Annotated in this window: 17 protein-coding genes; 12 read left to right on the top strand and 5 right to left on the bottom strand. The window is 40.7% G+C overall.

All coding sequences use genetic code 11. The features are described 5' to 3' along the window. Nucleotides 1-17 precede the first annotated feature (17 nt). Nucleotides 18-1,160: a glycosyltransferase gene (locus tag DTA23_RS03145; protein WP_112373802.1), complete on the bottom strand. Its 1,143-nt coding sequence runs from the start codon at nucleotides 1,158-1,160 to the stop codon at nucleotides 18-20. A 275-nt stretch (nucleotides 1,161-1,435) separates the two neighbouring features. Between DTA23_RS03145 and tgt the strand changes: the two genes are divergently transcribed. From tgt to DTA23_RS03130, 3 genes are all read left to right on the top strand, one after another. Beyond that, the gene (gene tgt / locus DTA23_RS03140; protein WP_070560679.1) at nucleotides 1,436-2,566 is read left to right on the top strand and encodes a tRNA guanosine(34) transglycosylase Tgt; all 1,131 of its coding nucleotides are present in this window, start codon (nucleotides 1,436-1,438) and stop codon (nucleotides 2,564-2,566) included. A 27-nt stretch (nucleotides 2,567-2,593) separates the two neighbouring features. Next, entirely contained in the window at nucleotides 2,594-3,670 is a 1,077-nt protein-coding gene (locus DTA23_RS03135) for an LptF/LptG family permease (RefSeq protein ID WP_046674188.1), read from the top strand. Nucleotides 3,671-3,766: 96 nt separating this feature from the next. After that, entirely contained in the window at nucleotides 3,767-4,678 is a 912-nt protein-coding gene (locus DTA23_RS03130; protein WP_112373801.1) for a DMT family transporter, read from the top strand. 139 nt (nucleotides 4,679-4,817) lie between these two features. Here the strand turns inward: DTA23_RS03130 and DTA23_RS03125 are convergent, their stop codons facing one another. Together DTA23_RS03125 and DTA23_RS03120 are read right to left on the bottom strand one after the other, a co-directional pair. Further along, a complete protein-coding gene (locus DTA23_RS03125) occupies nucleotides 4,818-6,038 on the bottom strand; it encodes a DUF2135 domain-containing protein (protein ID WP_112373800.1) in 1,221 nt (406 codons plus the stop codon). Nucleotides 6,039-6,042: 4 nt separating this feature from the next. Beyond that, entirely contained in the window at nucleotides 6,043-7,857 is a 1,815-nt protein-coding gene (locus tag DTA23_RS03120) for a VIT domain-containing protein (RefSeq protein ID WP_112373799.1), read from the bottom strand. Nucleotides 7,858-8,204: 347 nt separating this feature from the next. Between DTA23_RS03120 and DTA23_RS03115 the strand changes: the two genes are divergently transcribed. After that, nucleotides 8,205-9,494 (top strand): esterase-like activity of phytase family protein, encoded by a 1,290-nt coding sequence (locus DTA23_RS03115; RefSeq protein ID WP_112373798.1) that lies wholly within the window; start codon nucleotides 8,205-8,207, stop codon nucleotides 9,492-9,494. Between the two features lie 148 nt (nucleotides 9,495-9,642). Here DTA23_RS03115 and DTA23_RS03110 read toward each other — a convergent pair whose 3' ends face one another. Together DTA23_RS03110 and gltB are read right to left on the bottom strand one after the other, a co-directional pair. After that, entirely contained in the window at nucleotides 9,643-11,103 is a 1,461-nt protein-coding gene (locus DTA23_RS03110) for a glutamate synthase subunit beta (RefSeq protein WP_112373797.1), read from the bottom strand. Nucleotides 11,104-11,120: 17 nt separating this feature from the next. Further along, a complete protein-coding gene (gltB, locus tag DTA23_RS03105; protein ID WP_046674106.1) occupies nucleotides 11,121-15,635 on the bottom strand; it encodes a glutamate synthase large subunit in 4,515 nt (1,504 codons plus the stop codon). 303 nt (nucleotides 15,636-15,938) lie between these two features. On the opposite strand from gltB, the gene DTA23_RS03100 reads away from it, so the two are divergent. From DTA23_RS03100 to DTA23_RS03065, 8 genes are all read left to right on the top strand, one after another. After that, nucleotides 15,939-17,036, top strand: coding sequence for a mandelate racemase/muconate lactonizing enzyme family protein (locus tag DTA23_RS03100; protein ID WP_112373796.1), 1,098 nt, complete (start codon nucleotides 15,939-15,941; stop codon nucleotides 17,034-17,036). A gap of 251 nt (nucleotides 17,037-17,287) precedes the next feature. Then, nucleotides 17,288-17,659, top strand: a complete 372-nt coding sequence (locus DTA23_RS03095) for a BlaI/MecI/CopY family transcriptional regulator (RefSeq protein ID WP_070560671.1) — start codon at nucleotides 17,288-17,290, stop codon at nucleotides 17,657-17,659. Beyond that, on the top strand, nucleotides 17,652-19,070 hold the full coding sequence (locus DTA23_RS03090; RefSeq protein ID WP_112373795.1) for an N-acetylmuramoyl-L-alanine amidase: 1,419 nt from the start codon (nucleotides 17,652-17,654) through the stop codon (nucleotides 19,068-19,070). The genes DTA23_RS03095 and DTA23_RS03090 overlap by 8 nt, the downstream gene beginning before the upstream one ends. A 176-nt stretch (nucleotides 19,071-19,246) precedes the next feature. Beyond that, on the top strand, nucleotides 19,247-19,699 hold the full coding sequence (locus DTA23_RS03085) for a TonB-dependent receptor (RefSeq protein WP_146753001.1): 453 nt from the start codon (nucleotides 19,247-19,249) through the stop codon (nucleotides 19,697-19,699). A gap of 7 nt (nucleotides 19,700-19,706) precedes the next feature. After that, nucleotides 19,707-19,952, top strand: coding sequence for a hypothetical protein (locus DTA23_RS03080; RefSeq protein WP_146753000.1), 246 nt, complete (start codon nucleotides 19,707-19,709; stop codon nucleotides 19,950-19,952). 196 nt (nucleotides 19,953-20,148) lie between these two features. Next, complete coding sequence (locus DTA23_RS03075) at nucleotides 20,149-21,129, top strand: deoxyhypusine synthase family protein (RefSeq protein WP_046674101.1); 981 nt, start codon at nucleotides 20,149-20,151, stop codon at nucleotides 21,127-21,129. A gap of 91 nt (nucleotides 21,130-21,220) precedes the next feature. Continuing rightward, a complete protein-coding gene (locus tag DTA23_RS28410; RefSeq protein ID WP_236560113.1) occupies nucleotides 21,221-21,880 on the top strand; it encodes a hypothetical protein in 660 nt (219 codons plus the stop codon). Between the two features lie 147 nt (nucleotides 21,881-22,027). Next, on the top strand, nucleotides 22,028-22,603 hold the full coding sequence (locus tag DTA23_RS03065) for a non-canonical purine NTP diphosphatase (protein ID WP_112374049.1): 576 nt from the start codon (nucleotides 22,028-22,030) through the stop codon (nucleotides 22,601-22,603). Nucleotides 22,604-22,677: the final 74 nt, after the last annotated feature.

Below are 22,677 nucleotides of genomic sequence, written 5' to 3'. Positions count from 1 at the left end.
AATGTTTTAAAAGTGAATTATTTCCAGCTTATTTTTTTCTTTTTTCTGCTGAACATGCCATTGATGCAAATATAGAAATAGTAGATGAAGTCTGCCAAAGGTAGCCACCAAATGAGTTCCTTTACTTCTAGTTTTTTATAGATGTTGGCAAATATTATCCATTGTGCAATCAGCCTTAGGAGGTAGGCTGTAACAGGAACATACCAGTACATTGGAAAGGCAATTGCTGTTGCGATAAGGGCGACATAAAAAAGGACGGCTGATACCAGCTGCGTGCCGAGCATGCGCTGATGTCGCTTTTTGTAAATGGTAGAGGCTCCTGAGTGTCTTGCTTTTTGCTTGTAATAGCTCCTCCAGGTCGCTTTGGGTTCCGAATAGACAATGGATTCGGCTGCCAGTGCAATGTTAACGTTGGTCGGATTTGCATTTTGGTTGACAAAAAGATCATCATCGCCAGACTTAATATGCATATGGGCTGCAAAACCTTTGTTACGAAAGAAAAGGTCTTTTTTGTAAGCCATATTGCGTCCTACTCCCATATAGGCATCTCCCTTTAGTGCATAGGCAAAGTAACTCATGGCCGTATGGCTGGTTTCAAATCGAATCAATAGATTTAGCAAGCTTTTTTGCTTAAAATAAGGAGAATAGCCAAGTACAATTTCTGTTTCTAGTCTGAAGGCTGCTGCAATTTCTTTGAGCCATTGATCGGATTGTGGTGCACAATCTGCGTCAGTAAACACCAGTGTCTGGTGCTTTGACGCTTTGATACCCATACTAACGGCAAACTTTTTACCATGTTTCAAGCGAATATGCTCTTTGATATCCACAATCTTTAAATGGGGGTATTTTGCTTCGAACTCATGCAATATCCAGGGCGTATTGTCAGTCGAAAAGTCATTGACCACAATGACTTCAAAATTGGGATAGTCTTGATTCAGTACACTCGGGAGGAATTCCCGAATATTATCCTGTTCATTGTGTGCACAAATAATAACGGACAGCGGTGGGAATTCAGTTCCTTCTTGTACAGTTTCAATTTGATAACCACTCAATTTGCTATATACAAATAAGATGTAGTACAATTGTATCAAGAGGAAAAGACCCAATACTCCGAAAGCAATATATGGAAGATTGGCCAAAAATACGTGAAGGTCAAGCATAGCTCACAAAGATAAGTGCTTTCCGCAACTTTTTTATAGGGGAAAAATGATAATTTATTTTTGAAACATCCTGTTTGCAAATCTTTTTATAGTATTTTTGCAACGTATTCTAGGGATGAATCCGAGCTTGGGTGAAAATTAGAAAAGCTATAACGACTTTTTAAGTTACAACTGGCTGAAAATGAGTTTTTAATTTTTTACACCAAATGCCGATATCGCCATGTCCATGGCAAATCATCCTTTAAAATAGAAATAGTCTCAGAGGAAAAATATTAATGAAATTTACGCTACAAGCACAAGATAAATTGTCAAAAGCACGTGCAGGTGTTGTCGAAACTGCACACGGTCCCATTCAAACACCTATTTTTATGCCTGTTGGTACGGCAGGTACAGTGAAAGCAATTCATCAACATGAATTGAAGAACGATATTGAAGCGCAGATTATTCTGGGTAATACGTACCACCTCTATTTACGTCCCGGATTGAATGTGTTGAATAAGGCGGGCGGGCTGCATAAATTTAATGGTTGGGATCGACCTATTTTAACGGATTCCGGTGGTTATCAGGTGTATTCGTTGACCGAAGTACGTAAAATCAAAGAAGAAGGGGTTACCTTTCGTTCCCATATTGATGGATCAAAACATCTATTTACACCAGAGAATGTCATGGATACACAACGTATTATCGGTGCGGATATCATTATGGCATTTGACGAGTGTACGCCTTATCCATGTGATTATGGGTATGCACGTCGTTCTTTGGATATGACCCATCGTTGGCTGAAACGCTGTGTGGATCGTTTTGATAGTACAGATCCGCTTTATGGATATGACCAGACTTTGTTTCCAATCGTTCAAGGATCTGTTTACAAAGATTTAAGGATAAAATCTGCGGAGACTATCGCTTCGTTTAACCGCGAAGGAAATGCGATTGGTGGATTGTCGGTAGGCGAACCGGCGGAAGAAATGTATGCGATGACCGAAGTTGTCTGTGATATCTTACCACATGACAAGCCACGTTATCTCATGGGGGTAGGTACACCGGTAAATATCCTTGAAAATATTGCTTTAGGGGTGGATATGTTCGATTGCGTTATGCCAACCCGTAATGCTAGAAATGGTATGCTTTTCACGCAAAATGGTATTATCAATATCAAAAATGAAAAGTGGAAAGATGATTTTTCACCAATAGAAGCGGAGAGTGATCTGCAGGCAGATCAATTTTATTCGAAAGCTTATCTAAGACATTTGATTAAATCGCAGGAAATTCTTGGAGCACAAATTGCTTCTTTACATAATTTACATTTTTACCTTTGGTTGGTGAATCAGGCTAGGGAGCGAATCATTGATGGAACTTTCTACGATTGGAAAAACAAAATGGTGAAAATATTGGATCAACGTTTGTAAAACTAAATAGCTCAAGTTAAAAAAATGCTGTCGTTAATCGATCGTTACATCATCAAAAAGTATCTAAGTACTTTTTTATTCACTATGGCAATATTTACTGTTGTCATGGTGGTTTTTGACGTGTCCGAACGATTGGATGATTTTTTAAAATATCATGCTCCCCTCGATAAGATTATTTTTGAGTATTATGCAGGGTTTATTCCCTTTTACCTAAATTTTCTTTGTCCGCTGATCAACTTTATTGCGGTTATTTTCTTTACCTCAAAGATGGCAGACCAAACCGAAATTGTCCCGATTCTCAGTGCCGGATATAGCTTTAACCGTTTGCTTCGTCCCTACATGATCGCTGCAACCCTAATCTTTGCCATTTCTTTGGTATTTAACATCTTTATTATTCCGAAGACCAATAAGATGAAGGTTGATTTTGAAAATATCTATGTAAAGCCACCTAAGGATAACTCGAGGGTTTCTACCCATATGCAACTGGACAAAAACAGCTATGTTTATATAGACAACTTTGATAATTCTACCAAAACAGGCTACGGATTTGTACTTGAAATTTTCAAAGGGGATACCCTTAAGGAGAAAATGATGGCTGATCGTATTACGTGGGACTCGGTGGCGACAAAATGGAAGATCGAAGGGTATACCAATCGTATTATCAATGGACTACATGAACGCATGGACAAAGGAGCTGTTAAAGACACAACCTTGGATATGAAACCTTCTGATTTTGAGGTACGTGATAATATGTTTACCGCTATGGATACACGCGAATTAAATATTCGTATCCATAAGGAGGAGATCAGGGGAACCGGAGTCATGAACGATTTATTACTGGAGAAATACAAGCGTTACGTATATCCATTTTCAGCTTTTGTATTGACCTTGATGGGTGTGGCACTGTCCTCCAAGAAAGTGCGTGGGGGGATAGGATTGAGTCTTGGTATTGGTATCGCGCTAAGTTTTACGTATATCGTATTTATACAGTTTGCGACTATGTTTTCTTTGAAAGGGGGACTGCCACCGTTGATAGCCGTATTAATTCCGAATGTTACCTTCTTTTTGGTAGCACTATACCTGGCGATAAAAGCGCCAAAGTAATTTTTTGTTAGTTTTCAATAACTTCAGTGAGCCTGCCTTATAAAGGGAAATAATAGGTATTGCTCATCATTTCTATACAAATGTATTCTAGAGAATATGACTAAAATTCAATTAAATCGGAATATTCTAATTCTGCATTTAACAATACTCATTTGGGGATTTACCGGAATTTTGGGTAGTCTGATTTCCGTATCTGCCCTTCATTTAGTGTGGTATCGTGTTGCAATAGCGTCTATCGCGCTGTTGATCTATTTCTTGGTAGCCAAACAGTCTATTGTAGTTTCGAGGAAACAATTTCTCCAGTTTTTTATGGTGGGGGCCGTTGTTGGGCTGCATTGGGTATTATTTTTTTATTCAATTAAAGTATCTACCGTATCGGTGACATTGGTTACGCTATCCTCTGTGACCTTATTTACAGCAATATTGGAGCCTATTGTGAATAAAAAGCGTATTGCGCTGTTGGATATTGTTGTTGGTTTGGTCATTATCATCGGTATTTATACAATCTTTTCTTTTGAAACACATTACCTCGTTGGTCTATTGGCGGGGCTCGGCTGTGCGTTTTGCGCGAGTATATTTTCTATCGCCAATGCGCGCATGGTTAAAAAATCGAGCCCGACCTTGATTACGTTCTATGAGATGATGGGGGCATGCTTCTGGATCAGCATATTGATGTTGTTTACAGGAGATTTCAATGGTGAAATGAAATTGGGACAGCAAGATTTAATTTATCTGCTGTTGTTAGGTGTGGTTTGTACGGCGGTGGCCTATGTTATGGGGGTTGCTGTCATGAAGGAATTATCTGCTTTTACTGTTGCGCTGACAACAAATCTGGAACCTGTTTATGGTATTCTGTTGGCGATGTTGATATTTGGACAAAAGGAGACCATGAGCGGTGGGTTTTATCTTGGCGCTTGTATCGTTTTGGGAGCAGTATTCACTTACCCTTATGTCAAAACGAAATTAGAGAATAGACAAAAAGATCTTGTTATTCGTAAATTGCATTAATTGAAATCGGGGCTATCCAATCTTTTTGGATAGCCCGGATTTCATGTGGTTATATACCTTTCCCCTAAAGCATCATTTCATAGATGCAATTTTTAAAGGGTTTGATTTGTCTTTTTGGACACCTTCTGTCTCTGCTCATCTACTGGAATGAAAATTCGCCAATCCCAATATTGCGCTCTTTATTGCGGTCAAGATAGATCGTAACGATTTTTCGTTCTTGCTTGCCACTGCTATAGTAGGTGTAAATTTCGGCCATTACCGCTGCAGGTCCTGCTAAAGTAAGGGAATCATCGTTATAGAAGTCAACTTCAATTTTGTATTTTCCTTTTAAAGTTTTTTTTAATAAAAATTGCTCAGGGCCATAACCACCAGTAAAGTCATTGCTGAGTCGGCCCCCAATGGCTGTGGCTGGATTACTATAGAAGCATTTTTCTTGATTTGGATCAGTTACCCAAAGGTCGATATCTGTGTTTCGTGAATTCCAATTGATGACAACACGCATGTCGACGGGTAGGTCAGCAATCAATTTTTTATTCACGGCAACTTTGGAGCTAGCAGCTTTGTTTACTTTAATGAGATTATTGATTTCCATGACCAATGTTTCTTCAATACCATCATCGCGATCGGCTGCTTCTGGGGAGTAGCTCTGGGTCAAAATCCCATATAATTGTTCTAGCGCCTCCTTAAACATACCTTTGTCTTGTAAAACGAGGGCATAATCGCGGTGGCTTTGTGGATCCATGGGACGCCATTTTAATACCTTTGCAGTAATGAACAGTGCATTGTCGTAATCTCCCCATTCCCGTAACTTATAGGAAATGGTTTTGTAGAGATCTGCATTTTCAATTTGTAAGTCTGCAAGTGCGCTTAAGATGAGTAAGGCTTTGTTGTGATCTCCTCTTTTGAAAAAGAAGTTTGCGACATCGAAATAAAAAGTTGGCGTTCCCATATACTGATTCTGAAGTTGGAGATAGCTTTTGTAAGGATCTTTGGATTGATTAAGGTCCTGTAAATAGGCTTGGTCTTCTTTAATTTCAGGGATGCTTATTTTTCCATGTATGCTGTTGATGCTGCTTGTCGTTTGTATGCCAGCTACGCGTTCTTCTAAGGATTGAACAACAGCGAAATCCTGAAGAACATCATCAGATGCCGCCATCGCCAATTCACTGGTAACAGCTTTGGCGGTATTTGAATTGCCTTCGGCTGACACTCTTTTTTCACTAGTGGGAGCTGATGACCTGAGTTCTTCGGCTCGTGATGTCGCGGCAGGGCTAGCTGAAGGACGCGACGGTATAGGTGTAACAGGAGCAACTCCGGTAGCCATTTCTTCGGCAACAGCAAGTTCAGGGATGGAAATCAATTTTTTACGCGTTGGGTATTTCTTTTTTTTGCTGAAAATCGGTATTCCACCAGGACTGAAGCTGTTTGGTAATGTCTTGAGCCTGATCCAACAAGTCTGCTACACGTTCTTCCTTTTCTATATGTTCTTCTTTGATGAGCCGATTGAATTCGGAAAGCAATTCGGCGGGCGGAGTTATTGCATAACGTACGTAATCTTCTGTGGTTTCCAGTACAATCAGGCTGGTATTTCGGGTAACAATACCGAACTGTTTGCCAAGTGTTTCAATTTCTTCACGATTGTCTTCGTATTGAAGATCCAACGCTTCAATTTTCTTTTGTGCCCAGATCTGCTGTAGGTCAATTTCACCATGGTCAGGCTGTAGCGCTATACTAATCTCTTGCGGTGCTTGTTGCCCATCTCCTACAAGTACGGTGATCTGCTTTAATCCCGGGCGTTTCCCTACGCCTGCGAGAGAAAAATTGGCTTGTACTGGCGTGCCTTTTTGAGGATAAACTTCCTCAAAATCATTTTTTTCTTTTATCCCCAGGTAAATAAGGTCTATCGTATTTAGCTTATGGTACGCTTCAGTTGTTGAGGTATTGGCTAAATTGATCATCTTTCCAAGATGTTTCTGGGAAATTTGTTTTAGGACACCATAGTCCGATCCATTGGACGAAGTAATGCAATAAACTGGATTGTCAAGGTTGATTTTACTTTGACCAAATGTAGAAAGGCCATCGCTAAACAGCAGGTAATTGTTGGCCTGTATTACACCGGTTTTTATTTGACTATAGTCTGTGCCGCCATCGTAGTCAATTCCTTTGATGTAGTTTTTGAGATCATTCCAATTACCTTGTCGTACCTGAAACGTATGACCTTTTACAAAGCGGATATCCAATAAGCCGAGATCGACAGTCATATTGGGGTTTTCTTTAAAAAAGAGATCTAATAGGGCGAGTTCCTTTTCTATATCTCTATTTTTACTGCTGAGCGAGCGGTCCCATATAATTCCAATACTGTGCCCCCATTTTTTTTGAGTAGATTTTGTCGCGTTTGCCGTTACATTGGCAAGAAAGTAGAAGCTTTTATCCCCATTTTCCTGAAATAGGCCAGATGCTTCCTTGTTGCCTGTCGGCAGTTGAAGAACTAAATTTCGCTGGGATTTAAACTGTTGTTTATGTAAAGAAGCTGTGTAATTGCTGTTATGCTGTGAGAAAGCCAAAGAACCGTCTGGTTTCTCGGTGAAATCTGGCTTATCGGTATTTTGAAAGACATGAATATCCAATGCGAAGTTTTCAATGGGGGAACTATAGTTTAAGGGTAGATGGTAGTACCGAGCCTGATCCGATGTTGTGGTCAGATTTTCTGAATAGCTAATCTGAACGGTACGCTTCCCATTCGCTGGTAAAGGGTAAATTCGAGTTCGGAAATTATTTCCTTCGACTTTTTCCAATAAACCCGGATCAATGCGGCGTGTTTCTATACTTTCAAATACTTCGGTTCCTTTATTCTTATCGACTGGAACTGCTTGTCGTAATTTGCCGTTGATATCTAAGGCGTAGCCGCTCACGGAGACACCTTCGGGCATAGGGAATGTCAGTTCGCCCTCGAGATCGCGGTTGGTCTTGTTATCAAAGACCATTGTCATCGTCGTTTTGGCTATATTTCCGAATATGACGACAGCTATTTTTAGGTCTGCCAATATCACCTTGTTTTGCTGGCCATCGCCATCTTTAATTTTTAAGCTTGGTATTTCGCGTGTAGTTCTGGTCTGAGATTTCGTATCCACATTAGAAAATACCAAAATTATGCAAAGGGCAACTATGATCTTTTTCATCTTTCTATTTTTAGTAGGTGAGGGCAGAGAATATACTGTTAATTCGCTGCACAATTAGCTATTTATTCTTGTAGTGATGCCAGGAAATTCAAAATTCCATAATCGAGGATAATTAATTTTTATATCGTGTTTTTTACGGTTGATGCAGTTTATTTAAACTTATGTTAATCATTGGCTAATATTTGGCTTTTATGTTTGCAATACCATTGGGTAGCCCACTGCGCATGGATTGTGTAGACAAAACCTGCTGTGTTATAGCCTTAGCAAGACGATAAGAATGAAATTTAACTAGTTGAACGTGTCCGGAATATGGATAACAGTAAGCATTATTTGAAAAATTTAGACAGATGAAAAAAATATACAGTGTATTGGCGTTGGCCCTATTATGTGCTTCATGTAGTAAAGATGACGTATCGCAGATTACTGATCCGATTGAACTGACCTATCCCGAAAAGGCCATAGCAACAGATCCCAAAGTATTGATTGATGTTAATGGGGTAAAAGTGTATAATGGGGGTTATGGATCATCGATGGCTCAAGATCCTACTGATAAATCTATATTTTATCTTTTAACGGATAGGGGACCAAATATTGATGGGACGGAAAATGATAGTAAAGTATTTGCTTCGCCAACATTTACACCGCAGATCGGTAAATTCAGATTAAAAGATAATACGCTAACATTGGAATCTGTTATCGAATTGAAAAATAAAGATGGTGTGAAATTGAATGGTCTACCAAATCCAGAAGGGAAAGGTGGTTCTGGGGAAAAAGCATTGGGGGTTGATGGTAACGATCTAGGGAAAAGTGAGGATGGAATCGATTCAGAGGGACTAGCGAGAGCGGCGGATGGTTCTTGGTGGGTCAGTGACGAATACGGACCACATATCGTTCATTTTGACGCTTCGGGAAAGGAAATAGAGCGGATCAATCCGTGGTCTACGGGTAAAAAGTTGCCTTTGGTATTTGCCAAACGTCGTCCTAATCGTGGAATGGAAGGATTGACGCTTACACCAGATGGTAAAACACTGGTCGGAATTATGCAATTTCCACTTTATAATCCATCTAAAGATGCGATTAAAAATTCATTGGCAATCCGTATTGTTACGCTGGATATTGCGAGCGGCGTCACGAAACAATATGTCTATATGATGGAGCGTACCGATTTGCAGGCAGTAAGTGAAATCGCTGCCGTGAGCAATTCAACATTTATTGTATTGGAACGTGACGGGGAATACGCGACAGAAACAACTCGTTCTACTGTATTTAAGAAGATTTATAAAATAGATCTTTCTGGCGCAACAGATATCTCAGATGCGAATAATACGGCAACGGGGAAATTATTTGATGGTAAAACTGTGGAGGAACTCAAAGACGCGGCTACATTGGCAAAATATAATATTAAACCAGTCAATAAGACATTGGTCGCCGATTTAATGACGGATATCAAGGAATTGTATCCGCATGATAAAGCTGAGGGCCTGGCTGTCATTAATCCATCTCTGATCGCGGTATGTAATGATGATGATTTTGGGGTAACGGGAAAAGGTTTTTATGCGACGAAAATATTACCTTATATAAAGGCTGTAGACAAAAACAGTATTTATTTTGTTAAACTTAAGGATCCATTGAAATAGTGACTAACTATTAATTATAAAAAGGTCCGTTGAATTCTCAACGGACCTTTCTATGTTTTGTGCTGTCCAAGCTTTTATCCTTGTTACGAAGTCTAAACGTAGCTTAGCATATCACTGGTATGATCTCTCTATTGAGAACTTCCTTCTTTTAAGCATTTATTGTTGCCAGGAAGTCCTTGCTTTCAAGCTCTGAATACCCCATTAAGTATTCGTCTACTTTTCGAGCACATTCGCGTCCTTCAGAGATGGCCCAAACAACAAGCGACTGGCCTTTACGGCAATCTCCAGCAGTGAAGATATTATCAATTGTCGTTTGGTAGTCTTTATCATTTGCAAGGATATTTCCTTTTTCATCGACACGTACACCCAATTGTTCTAGGAGCGTATGTTCAGTGTGTTGATAACCAATAGCCAATAAGACGAGGTCTGCTGGTATTTCACGGATCTCGGATTCTCCTAAGCGGGTTCTTTTTCCAAATTCATCAACTTCGTATTGAACCTCTTTGATTTTTATAGCTTTGATATGGCCATCTTCATCTTTAACAAATTCTTGCGTTTCTGTAGCCCAAAGTCTTTCACAGCCTTCTTCCTGAGAAGAGGAGGTTCCGAATGTGAGCTTGTCCATTGGCCAAGGATTGTTCTTTAGACGTTGTTTAGAAGGTGTAGGTTTGCGGGCAATCTGTGTGATACTTTTTGCACGATGACGATTGGATGTACCAATACAGTCTGATCCGGTATCACCATCACCGATGACAACAACATGTTTGTCTGTTGCCAGGATGCGGTCTTGTTCGATAGCAATTCCACTTACTTCTTTATTTTGCTGGGTCAGAAAGTCCATAGCAAAATGTATGCCTTTAGCTTCATGCCCTGGTAATTGCATGTGCCATGGAACGGTAGAGCCTGTTGCCAATATAACAGCATCATAAGCTTTTAATTCATAAAAGCTGATGTCTTTGCCAACTTCTGAATTCACCTTGAATTCTATTCCCGATTCTTTCAGGAGATTGACACGGCGATCGATTACCGATTTTTCTAATTTAAAATCCGGAATACCGTAGCGGAGTAATCCTCCAACCTGATCATCACGTTCGAAAACAACAACATCGTGTCCTGCTTTATTGAGCTGAGCAGCAGCCGCTAGTCCGGCTGGACCGGAGCCCACGACGGCGACGCGTTTGCCTGTTTTTAAATAACTTTTATGTGCTTTGACATAACCCTTTTTAAAAGCAATCTCGATAATATGTTTTTCGATCTCCTCGATAGTGATCGGAGTACTATGTATACCAAGTACACAGGCTGATTCGCATGGTGCCGGACATATTCTACCTGTAAATTCAGGGAAGTTATTGGTGGAGGACAAAATCTGATAGGCCTCTTCCCATTTTCCATCGTATACGGCATCGTTAAATTCAGGGATGACATTGCCCAGTGGACAACCTGAATGACAAAATGGAATACCGCAGTCCATGCAGCGCGCGGCCTGCTTATTGAGCTCGTTCTCAGAATACCCTTTATTGAATTCTTTATAGTGCTGTACGCGACCTTCCACAGCTTCTTTTGTTGGAAGCACGCGCTCAAATTCTTTAAAACCTGTAATTTTTCCCATGATCTGTGCTTCCTATATTATGCTTCAACTAATTTTTGACGAATGACATTTTTGTATTCTCTCGGGAATACCTTAATGAATTTATTTTTTTCTCTTGACCAATTTTGTAGTATGAAATCTGCTCTACGGCTATTGGTGAGCAAGATATGACGTTTCAGTAAGGCGATAATTGCGGTTTCGTCTTCACTTTCCAATGGATCCAGATCGACCATTTCCTGATTACAGTTTTCGCGGAAATCTTCATTAATGTCGTAGATCCACGCAATACCACCGCTCATTCCGGCAGCAAAGTTACGACCTGTAGCACCCAAGATCAGCGCACGCCCCCCTGTCATGTACTCACAGCCATGGTCACCAACACCTTCAACTACAGCTGTTGCACCAGAGTTACGGACGGCGAAGCGTTCACCGGCCTGTCCGTTGACGAATAGATGCCCAGATGTTGCTCCAAATAGTGCAACGTTGCCAATAATGATATTATCTTCCGGTACTAGAGCACTTTCTGCAACTGGATAGATGGCTAACTGAGCTCCTGATAGTCCTTTTCCAACATAGTCATTGGCTTCACCTTGTAATTCAAATGAAAGACCTTTCGTTGAAAATGCACCAAAACTCTGTCCGGCAGAACCTTCAAATTTGAAATTGATGGTATTGTCTGGAAGACCTTCTGAACCATAAAGTTTTGAAATTTCATTGGACAGCATGGTTCCGATGGTACGGTCTGTGTTTTTTACTTTAAATGTGCCAAATACAGGCGTTTTGCTTTCTAAAGCCAACTTGGATTGTTTTAATAAGCCCCAATCCAAAATCATGGCCATACCGTGATCCTGCTCTTCGGTATTGTATAACGATTGTCCAGGCTCGTTGCGTTCCACATGTAGAATGTCTGTGAAATCAATTTTCTTAGCTTTCCAATGGTCTATATTTTCCCGTTTCTTTAAGAACTGAGCCCGCCCGACCATCTCGTTGATGGTGCGGAAGCCAAGATAAGCCATCGTTTCACGGACTTCCTCTGCTAGGAAGGTAAATAAGTTGACAATATCTTCTGGTTTTCCAGAGAATAATTTACGCAGTTCTGGATCTTGCGTTGCAACACCCACAGGGCATGTATTCAAGTGGCATTTACGCATCATGATACAGCCACCGGCAACCAATGCTGCTGTAGATACGCCCCATTCCTCAGCGCCCAATAGTGTGGCGATGATGATGTCACGACCTGTTTTTACCTGACCGTCCGCCTGCAACACAACGCGACTGCGCAATTTGTTTTTAACAAGTGTCTGATGCGCTTCTGCAAGCCCTAATTCCCAAGGCAATCCAGCGTGTTTGATTGAACTGATCGGGGATGCACCTGTACCACCATCAAAACCTGCGATAAGAATCACGTCGGCATGGGCCTTCGCCACTCCGGCAGCAATGGTACCAACACCCGCTTTAGAGACCAACTTTACGTTGATTCTTGCTTGACGGTTAGCATTCTTTAGGTCAAAGATCAGCTGCGCTAAATCTTCGATGGAGTAAATATCGTGATGGGGTGGTGGTGAAATTAGACCGACACCCGGTGTAGAGTGTCTGGTTTTTGCAATCCAGGCATCCACTTTGGGGCCGGGTAATTGACCTCCTTCTCCCGGTTTGGCACCTTGCGCCATTTTGATTTGTAGTTCGTCTGCTTGTGTCAGATAGTTGGAAGTAACACCAAAACGAGCCGAGGCAACCTGTTTTATTGCCGAGCGCATAGAATCTCCATTTGGAAGCGGTTGATAACGCAATTCATCTTCGCCGCCTTCACCGGTATTCGATTTTGCGCCGATGCGGTTCATGGCGATGGCAAGGGTGCTATGCGCTTCGTGGGAAATTGATCCAAAAGACATCGCACCGGTTGCGAAACGTTTTAGAATTTCACTAGCAGGTTCTACTTGCTCCAATGGAATAGAATTGCGATGTTTTGCAAAGTCCAACAATCCGCGAAGGGTAAACATGTGTTCTTTTTGCTCATTGATTTTCTGCGCGTATTTTTTATAGGTCGCATAATCTCCAGTGCGACAGGCTTGTTGCAATAGGTGAATCGTGTCTGGATTCCAAAGGTGGCCTTCACCACGACGCTTCCATTGATAAATACCGCCTTCTGGCAATAGATTTTGTGGAGTACGGCTTTTTTCAAATCCGCGCCAATGTTTTGAAAGAGCTTCTTTAGCCAGATCATCCAAGGTCATACCGCCGATACGTGAGACAGCTCCGCAAAAGAATTTATCGACAACAGACTTGTCAATACCAAGTACCTCAAAGATCTGTGCACCGTGGTAGGATTGCAATGTGGAGATCCCCATTTTGGAGAAAATTTTCAACAAACCATTGTTAACGGCTTTGACGTAATTTTTGGATAGTTCAGGCCAAGTCAGTTCGGTATCCAAGGTGTTTTGTTCCTTCATGGTACGGATACTTGCCAAGGCCATATAAGGATTGATCGCTGTGGCACCGAATGCCAATAGGCAGGCAAAATGGTGTACTTCCCAAGCATCACCGGCTTCGACCACTAGGCCTACAGCACCACGATTACCTGTTTTGATCAAGTGGTGATGGACTGCCGAAACAGCAAGTAATGAAGGTATAGCTGCATGTTTGGAGTCAATCGCACGATCCGAAAGAATAAGTACTTCAAAACCATCACGTACAGCATCATCCGCATAGCGGCACAAGCGTTCCAGACCGGCTTCCAATGATCCAGGTTTACCATCTGAGCGGAAGTAAGACTGGATGGTTTTTGCTTGGAACAATCCTGTATCGATCGAACGCAATTTCTCCAGTTCTTTGGAGGTCAGGATCGGATGCGGTAAGGTTACACAGTGACAGAATTTCTTGTCTTCGATTAGGATATTGCCTGCGTTACCGATAAATGTTGCTAAACTCATGACCAAGCGTTCGCGAATCGGATCGATCGGTGGGTTGGTTACTTGGGCAAAAAATTGCTTAAAATAACTTGAAATATGTTGTGGTTGATCGGAAAGAATGGCTAGCGGAACATCGGACCCCATGGAGCCTGTTGGTTCGTATCCTGTCAATGCCATTGGGGTCAGGATGGTTTCTAGATCCTCGCGGGAGAAACCAAATGTCTTTTGATATTTGAAAACAGAATCTTTGGAAAGATAGGTGTAGGTTACACGAGGTTCTTCCAGTTCTTCTAGCTTAATTTTATAGTTGTCCAACCAATCACTATAAGGCTGTTGGTTGATCAATTGATCTTTTACTTCGTTATCGGTGAGGATACGGCCTTGTTCCATGTCGACAAGGAAAATCTTGCCTGCTTGTTGACGGCCTTTTTTGATGATGGTAGACTCCTCGATCGGAAGTGCCCCTGCTTCAGAAGCAACAACGACGCGGTCGTCTGAGGTTACGGCATAACGTAGCGGGCGTAAGCCGTTGCGGTCTAATGTAGCACCAATATGCTTGCCATCGGTGAAGCAGAGTGCTGCAGGACCATCCCAAGGCTCCATCAAGGTTGCGTGATATTCGTAGAAAGCACGTTTTAAAGGATCCATTTGCGTATTGCCATCCCAAGCCTCAGGGACCAACATCAACATCACATGGGTGAGACTACGTCCGCTATGTAAAAGCAGCTCGGCTACATTGTCAAGGCAGGCAGAATCTGATTGACCACGGTCAACAATAGGAAGTAAGATTTCCATCTCTTCTTCCGTAAAATACGGCGATGATAAAGCGCGCATACCTGCGTAAAACCAATTCAGGTTACCTGTCAATGTATTGATCTCGCCATTGTGTGCCAGCATACGGAATGGCTGAGCGAGGGACCATGAAGGAAAAGTATTGGTGGAAAAGCGCGAGTGAACTAAGCCAAAAGCAGATACCACACGAGGATCGCGTAAATCAAGATAATAAGTTCCGACCTGGTATGTTGTTAATTGACCTTTGTAAATAATTGTTTTGCAAGAAAGCGATGCAAAGTAAAGGGGGAGAGGGTATTCTTGTTGTTGTTTAACTTTTTGAATGATCAGGCGACGTAGTACAAAAAGTTTGCGTTCAAATTCTTCAGTGTTTGAAACGCCGTCCGGTCTGCTAACAAAAAATTGGACTATTTCAGGTTCTGCACTGAGCGCTGTTGGTCCAATACCTTCACGATTGACTGGTACTGGACGGTAGCCAAGGAATTTCATACCCCTTTCTGCTGCCGCTTCCTCAATCAAATCCCGACATATTTTGTTCATGTCTTCTTCTTTTGGAAGAAAGACCATACCTGTGCCATAATAACCTGGCTCTTCCAATTGTATACCCAAGTTGATACATTCTTCCCATAAAAATTCATGGGGAAGCTGGATCATGATACCCGCTCCATCACCGCTTTCTGGGTCACAGCCACAAGCACCACGGTGCTCCATATTCTCCAACATGGTTAATGCATCTTTTACTTGTGCGTGTGATTTATTCCCTTTGATATGGGCGACAAAGCCTACCCCACAGGCGTCATGCTCAAAATTAGGGTCGTAGAGGCCCTCCGTTTTCGGTCTTTGTTGAATCATCTTTCCTTTTCAAATATTATACATTGCTAATATAGGAATAAAAAACGGAAATATTATAAATATTATAATGAAAATGTATTTAGTTTGATTTTATCATTCCTTTTGATATGTTTTGTTGCCGATATTGTATTTGATATTCGCCGCAGTCAATTCAGTTTGATGCATCGCTGAATAGTGCAACATTTGGCAATATTTTTTGTGGGATATGGAAAAATCATCCCAAGATTGCAAGAATATATATAAATTAGGCAAAGTATTGCATATCCTTTATGCTGTATCGACATGGCTTAACTAAAGAGTGAGATGAAAATAACTGAAATTGAAATTTATCGACTAAGCATTCCTATGGAACCTTTTGTTATCGCAACAGGGACGATGGATTATGCGCAAAATACTTTTATACGTATATATACAGATGCTAATATATATGGTGTGGGCGAATGTTCTGCCTTTCCGATGATCGTAGGAGAAACACAAGATACTTGTTTAGTTCTGGCACGGGATTTTGCAAAGATTTGGAAGGGGCGCGATCCTTTGGCTATAGAAGAGCGTTTGGCAGAATTGGACCTATATATCGCCGGTAGCAAGACGATCAAATCAGCTTTTGATATGGCCTTGCATGATCTGGCGGCCAAACATGCTGGTCTGCCACTTTATCAATTTCTAAAGGGAGCGAAGCGAGAGATTACGACAGATATCACCTTGGGAATTGCGTCTCCAGAAGAGATGGCGTTGAAAGCAAAACGTTTACAGAGCGAAGGTGCGGTCATGTTGAAAGTTAAGTTGGGAAAGGATCCAAAAACAGATATTGCGCGTATACGTGAAATACGTAAGGCTGTTGGATTGGAAATGCCTATTCGTGTTGATGCAAACCAAGGCTGGTCTTATGAGGAGGCATTAGAAGCATTACAGGGGTTGGAACCTTATAAGATACAATTTTGCGAGCAACCGATGCGTACATGGGACGACGAATATTTACCGCAATTGCGTGCAGAAACAATTGTTCCCGTGATGGCGGATGAATCCGTTTATTCTCACCATGACGCAGAGCGTCTCTGCAAAGCGGATGCTTGCGATTATATCAATATTAAATTTTCGAAATCAGGAGGCATACAGGAAGCCTTAAAAATTAATCATATTGCCGCGGAATACGGTATTACTTGTATGATCGGAGGGATGTTGGAATCTCGCTTGGCTTTAGCAGCTAAAGTACATTTCGCTTATGCTGCACCGAATGTCAAGTTTTTTGATCTGGACACCTGTATGGTTGGCCATCTGAAGGACCCTGTTATAGGTGGGATTCAATATGATGGATACAAAATACATATCTCAGACCAAATTGGAATCGGAGCAGATATGGAACAGACATTTTTAGATCAATGCGAGAAATGGATCATTTAAATTGAAAAAATATGAATAGTATGAACTGGGGAATAGGGACACAAGAGATTATTGTCCTGATTATAATCGTTATCTTTTTGATAGCGGCCTATTTGTTTTTCTCTAAGTTGTTGAAAAAGTAGGTTTTAATTGCCTTTTTTTTGATTGAATTCCTTCGATGAACTTATTTTTCAGTTTTATAACTTATTTTTAAGTTGTAAAACTGAAAAATAAGTTATAGCTTTATGTTAGTATAAACAACGCATCAAATTATGGAAGAATTAACAAAAAAAGAAGAGGAAGTCATGCAGGTGATCTGGAAACTCAACGAGGTCTTTGTCAAAGATATTATTGAGTATCTGGATCCAAGCAGTTCAATTCCTTATAATACAATCTCCTCGATTGTAAGAATATTGGAAAAGAAAGGGTATGTAGGTTATAAGGCCTTCGGAAAAACTTACCAATATTATCCTTTGATTTCAAAGATGCAATACCGGAAATTATCATTCTCGAGAGTGCTCGATCATTATTTTGATGATTCGGTAGAGAATTTACTCTCTTTTATGGTAAAAGAAAAGAAGCTTTCGGCGGAGGATATTCAGAAAATAGAACAACTCATCAAAAAACAAGAAGATCATGAATAGCTTACTTTATTATTTATTTGAAGTTAACTGCAGTCTGGTCATCGGGGCAGTTCTTTATTTTCTGGTATTCAGACAGCTTTCATTTTTTCAATGGAACCGTTATTTTATCCTAGGTTTATGTTTGTTGAGTCTGCTTCTGCCATTTGGAACTGTACGTTTGGGCGAATTATTTCTTCCGTCGGCAAGTCCGGCTCTCGCTTTTGGACAATCCAATACACTAACTCATTCCATCGGAACTGCGAGTGGTCTCGTGTCAGAAGTAGAAATGGCCGATTCTTTCTGGCACTCCTTTTCGATCGGATATGGCATTGCTTATGGTTATCTGCTTGTATCTTTTGTATTGTTGTGCCGCTTTGCGTTTCGCTATATCCGCTTATACCGTCGAATTGGACAGTTAAGTCAGTATAAATTTGACGGATTTACAATGGTTGCTCCTTTTGGACATTATGCGAATTGTTCTGTGCAGCATGTCATTGTTATGGAAGAGGATCAGCTCGATACGCCAGAAGGTAAATTGATTTTTGAGCATGAGCGTCAGCATATTGTTTTTAACCATTGCCGGGATAAATGGTTGATAGAAATTTTTCGTTGCCTTTATTGGCTAAATCCATTTGTTTATTGGTTGCGTAGACAGCTGTATTTGCTGCATGAATATCAGGTTGATGAGGTGTTGGCCAATCGATATGGTAATAGCGGCTATGCCCGTTTTCTACTGACTCAAACACAGCAGCCATGTCCCACTGGGTTGCAGAGTAGTTTATTTAAGAATAGACATGAGTTGGTGGAGCGGGTACAGGTTATGATGTCAAAACCTTCCTCCAAAAAGGCAAGATGGCAGTACGTATTGACCATTCCATTACTAGGTCTTTCACTGTTATTTTACTCTTTTATTAATCCACCGAAGAGCACTTGGTTTTCTACTTCTTTAAAAGAAGGAAGTAATCGGTCTAAAACGATCATTCTTGACCCCGGACATGGAGGAAAAGACACGGGTGGTATTTCATCTTTCGGATTGGAAGAAAAATCATTGACCTGGGAAACCTGTTTGCTTTTGAAACAGGAGCTGGAGCGCAAGGGGCACAAAGTCGTATTGTCAAGAGCGGCTGATGAATATAAATTACTCAGAGACCGATCGAACGTTGAAGGGGATTTATTGTTATCAATCCATTTCGACAATGTAAAGGGCAAACAATCTCTTCCTATACGAATATTATATCAGTCGGGGGTTAGTCATACGATGCTAGAAGAGCTTAACCGCAAATTTGCGTTTAGTTTGGGCCAAATGTTGCAACAGAATGGACTGGCTGCGGGTACTCCAGCGATAAATACAAAGCTTGCAATTTACGCGGTGCTAAAATACCGGCGCTTCTCCTTGAGCTGGAGAACATCAATGCCATTGATAAAAACGTAAAACCTGAATTTATCCATAAACTAGCACAGGCTATAGACCAAAGCTTTGAAGACTAAGCGTTAATTTTCGTAGATATCATGAAGTTTAGGATACTTATAGGGTTATCCATGGCATTGCCATGTCTGTTATCGGCGCAAATAGTCCCCAAAACTAAACAGCAATTAATCGACAGCACGATGCTGCGAAATACTGGATCCGATTCAAGGAGGATAGATACAGTGCTTGTTGAGGGATCAGGGCCTCTCGAACAGCAACTTTTGGATCGGGTCCGTATTCGAACGGACAGCAATCCCGTTTTATTGAATGGAAATACGTTGGCTGTTTTAAATGCCATTCCGAGTATACAGGTAGACGAATTAGGCAATTTTTCTTTACAGGGAAAAACGGGCGTGTTGATTACCGTCAACGGCAAGCAGACCTATCTCAACGGAACCTCTTTGATCGCCTATTTAAAATCTATCCCGGCAAGCTCTTTAGAGAGCATTGATCTCATGACCATTCCACCAGCAAAATGGAGTGCGGAAGGGGCTGGTGGAGTAATTGATATTCGTATCAAAAAGGATGTCCTGAAAGGTCTAACAGGAAATGTTTTTTTAGGAGCATCAAAAAGGAAGGCTTTGGAAATGTAATAATGGCGTGGGGCTGCAGTATGGAATGAAGAAATGGACCTTAAACTCCAGTTTTTCCGTTGCACGCTCTTCGAATTATTTTGATGTTGACCGTAGGCGTGAACTTGCGTATCGTGAAAATGTTCATTATGTGATCGGACAGCTGAATAAAGAGACGAATAGTACGCAGGAATTAAATGGTCGTTTGGGCATGAGTTATCGAATCGACAAGCAGTCGTCTATTGAATTGAAACTGGAATTATCTTCGCAATAATTATGAGGAGATAGGCGTCTATCAAAATGATTTTTCAGCCGATGGAACATTTATAAGTGCAGCCTAGGAATACGATTCCTTTTACATTTGTTAAAAAAATGTGGTCTATACGTGTTTTAAATCTCTATTGGGACGAAAATAGATTATATTCAGTACCTTTGCGGTACTTATTATTTTATAAAAGTTAGAAAATATCATGAGTACTCAAAAAGGACCTATTTCTCAATTTATTGAGCATAATTACCGTCACTTTAACGCAGCTGCATTAGTAGACGCTGCAAAAGGTTACGAAGAGCATCTGTTGGATGGTGGAAAAATGTTGATCTCTTTGGGGGGTGCAATGTCTACTGCCGAATTGGGTGTTTCTTTAGCAGAAATGATCCGTCAAGATAAAGTACACTTTATTTCTTGTACTGGTGCCAATTTGGAAGAGGACGTGATGAACCTTGTCGCACACTCACACTACAAAAGAATTCCGAATTATAGAGATTTGACAGCTGAGCAAGAAAGAGAGCTATTGGATAATCACTATAATCGTGTTACAGATACTTGTATTCCAGAAGAGGAAGCTTTTCGTCGTCTGCAAAAACATCTCGAGGATGTTTGGCATGCTGCTGAAGCTAAAGGTGAGCGTTACTTACCACATGAGTTTCTTTATCAAGTTGTTAACTCGGGTGTGTTGGAACAATATTATGAGATCGACCCAAAAGATTCTTGGATTGTTGCAGCCGCTGAGAAAAATTTACCGATCGTATGTCCGGGATGGGAAGATTCAACGACAGGTAATATCTTCGCTTCCAATGTGATAAAAGGTAAATTGAAAGCAAGTACAGTAAAATCGGGTATCGAATACATGATTTACTTGACAGAGTGGTACCGTAACAACTCCGCAGGTAAAGGTGTTGGATTTTTCCAAATCGCAGGCGGTATTTCTGGTGACTTCCCAATCTGTGTAGTTCCGATGATGTATCAGGATCTTGAATGGGAAGAAGTACCTTTCTGGGCTTATTTCTGTCAGATTTCGGATTCAACTACTTCGTATGGTTCTTACTCTGGTGCTGTTCCAAACGAGAAAATCACTTGGGGCAAATTAGATATTGATACACCTAAATTTATCGTAGAATCTGACGCGACGATCGTTGCGCCATTAATTTTCTCCTATATCTTAGGTCATTAATCTTTTTGACATATAGAAAGGAGCGATTCTTCGCTCCTTTTTCTTTTCCCTTTTTCTTCTTTATCTTTACGGTCTAATATTTCTTTTCCCGATGAGCAATCTTACAACAGATAATCCCGTTGCACTTCAGACCTTAATGGATGAAACAATCTTTGGAAATGGTTTTGATTTTAAAGCCGATCTGTCTGTACATCCTTTACAGGAGGAGAACAGTACTCATGTGCAATATGCTGCCCCCTCATCATCGACAACGAAGGATACCTCGTATGTGGCAGTGGGGGTAGGTGCGGAGCAGGCCGCTATGGCTATTGAGTCCGGCAGGGTTGGCGATACTGTTGACAATCTGGAGGTATTGGGAGGTGAATTTATTTATCAAGGAAATAAGGATCAGGGCATACTATTTATATTGCGCTACGAGCAATATCCCTACTTTTCTCCCGCAGCATTGGACGCTTTTGAAAAAACAATTGGTGCCTTGAAATTGACTAAAGAGACCGTTGCGGTACTCAATTTGGCAAATCCCCATAATCCTAATGATTTTAAGCGCATTATGCAGTTTTTTCAACCGACTAAGATTATATTGTTGGGTGTGGAACCCGCGTCTTTGAAACTTCCATTTATTGAACATAATTCCTACATGAAAGGCCGTATTGCAACGGTTTTTAATACGTTCAGTTTTGAAGAGATGTTTGTCGATGTAAATAAAAAGAAGCTGTTCTGGAACGAATTTAAGACCTTTATTGTTTCCTGATTTTATCAGATACTTGTTCTGAATAAAAATTGGGGATTAATGCTTATTTTTGGGGGCGTGAATTCATGGAAAGATAGTAACATACTACAACGTGAGGAGCACTGTCAACAAAGAGAAAGAACAAACAAAAAGCTAAATTTGAAGAAGATGCTAGAACTTGTATTTGCAACCAATAATGCCCATAAATTGGAGGAAGTCCAAGCGATCGTGGGAAGTGCTTTTATCATTAAGAGTTTAAATGATATTGACTGTAGCGATGATATTCCAGAGACAGGAGAGACCTTTGAGGAAAATGCCAAGCAGAAAACAGATTATTTGGTTAATAAATATGGACTTTACTGTTTTGGAGATGACTCAGGTTTGGAAATTGATGCATTAAATGGCGAACCGGGAGTTTATTCAGCACGTTATTCGGGATCAAGGGATATGGAAAAGAATATTGATCTTGTCCTACAAAAATTAGGCGATAACACCAATCGTACAGCGAGATTCAAAACAGTTATTTCATTATATTTGAATGAGCAGCAGCACTTTTTTGAAGGAAGTATCGAGGGGAAAATTATTGAAGAACGTAGAGGTATTGATGGCTTTGGTTATGATCCTATTTTTATTCCGAATGGCTATGATAGGACGTTTGCCGAAATGACAGCGGCAGAAAAAAATAGCATTAGCCATCGAGCGATTGCAGTTGGTAAACTTGCTACATATTTAAAAACGAAATAGGTTAATAACTACCTCATTTGAGTTATAAATAGAAATTTTCATTTCTCTGAGCTAAGGAATGAGTGCGTCTGATA

It is taken from the genome of Sphingobacterium multivorum (assembly GCF_900457465.1).
In the GTDB taxonomy this organism is placed as follows: domain Bacteria; phylum Bacteroidota; class Bacteroidia; order Sphingobacteriales; family Sphingobacteriaceae; genus Sphingobacterium; species Sphingobacterium multivorum.
Note: the sequence above shows the minus strand (reverse complement) of the source record. Positions and strands in the feature narration are given on the sequence as shown.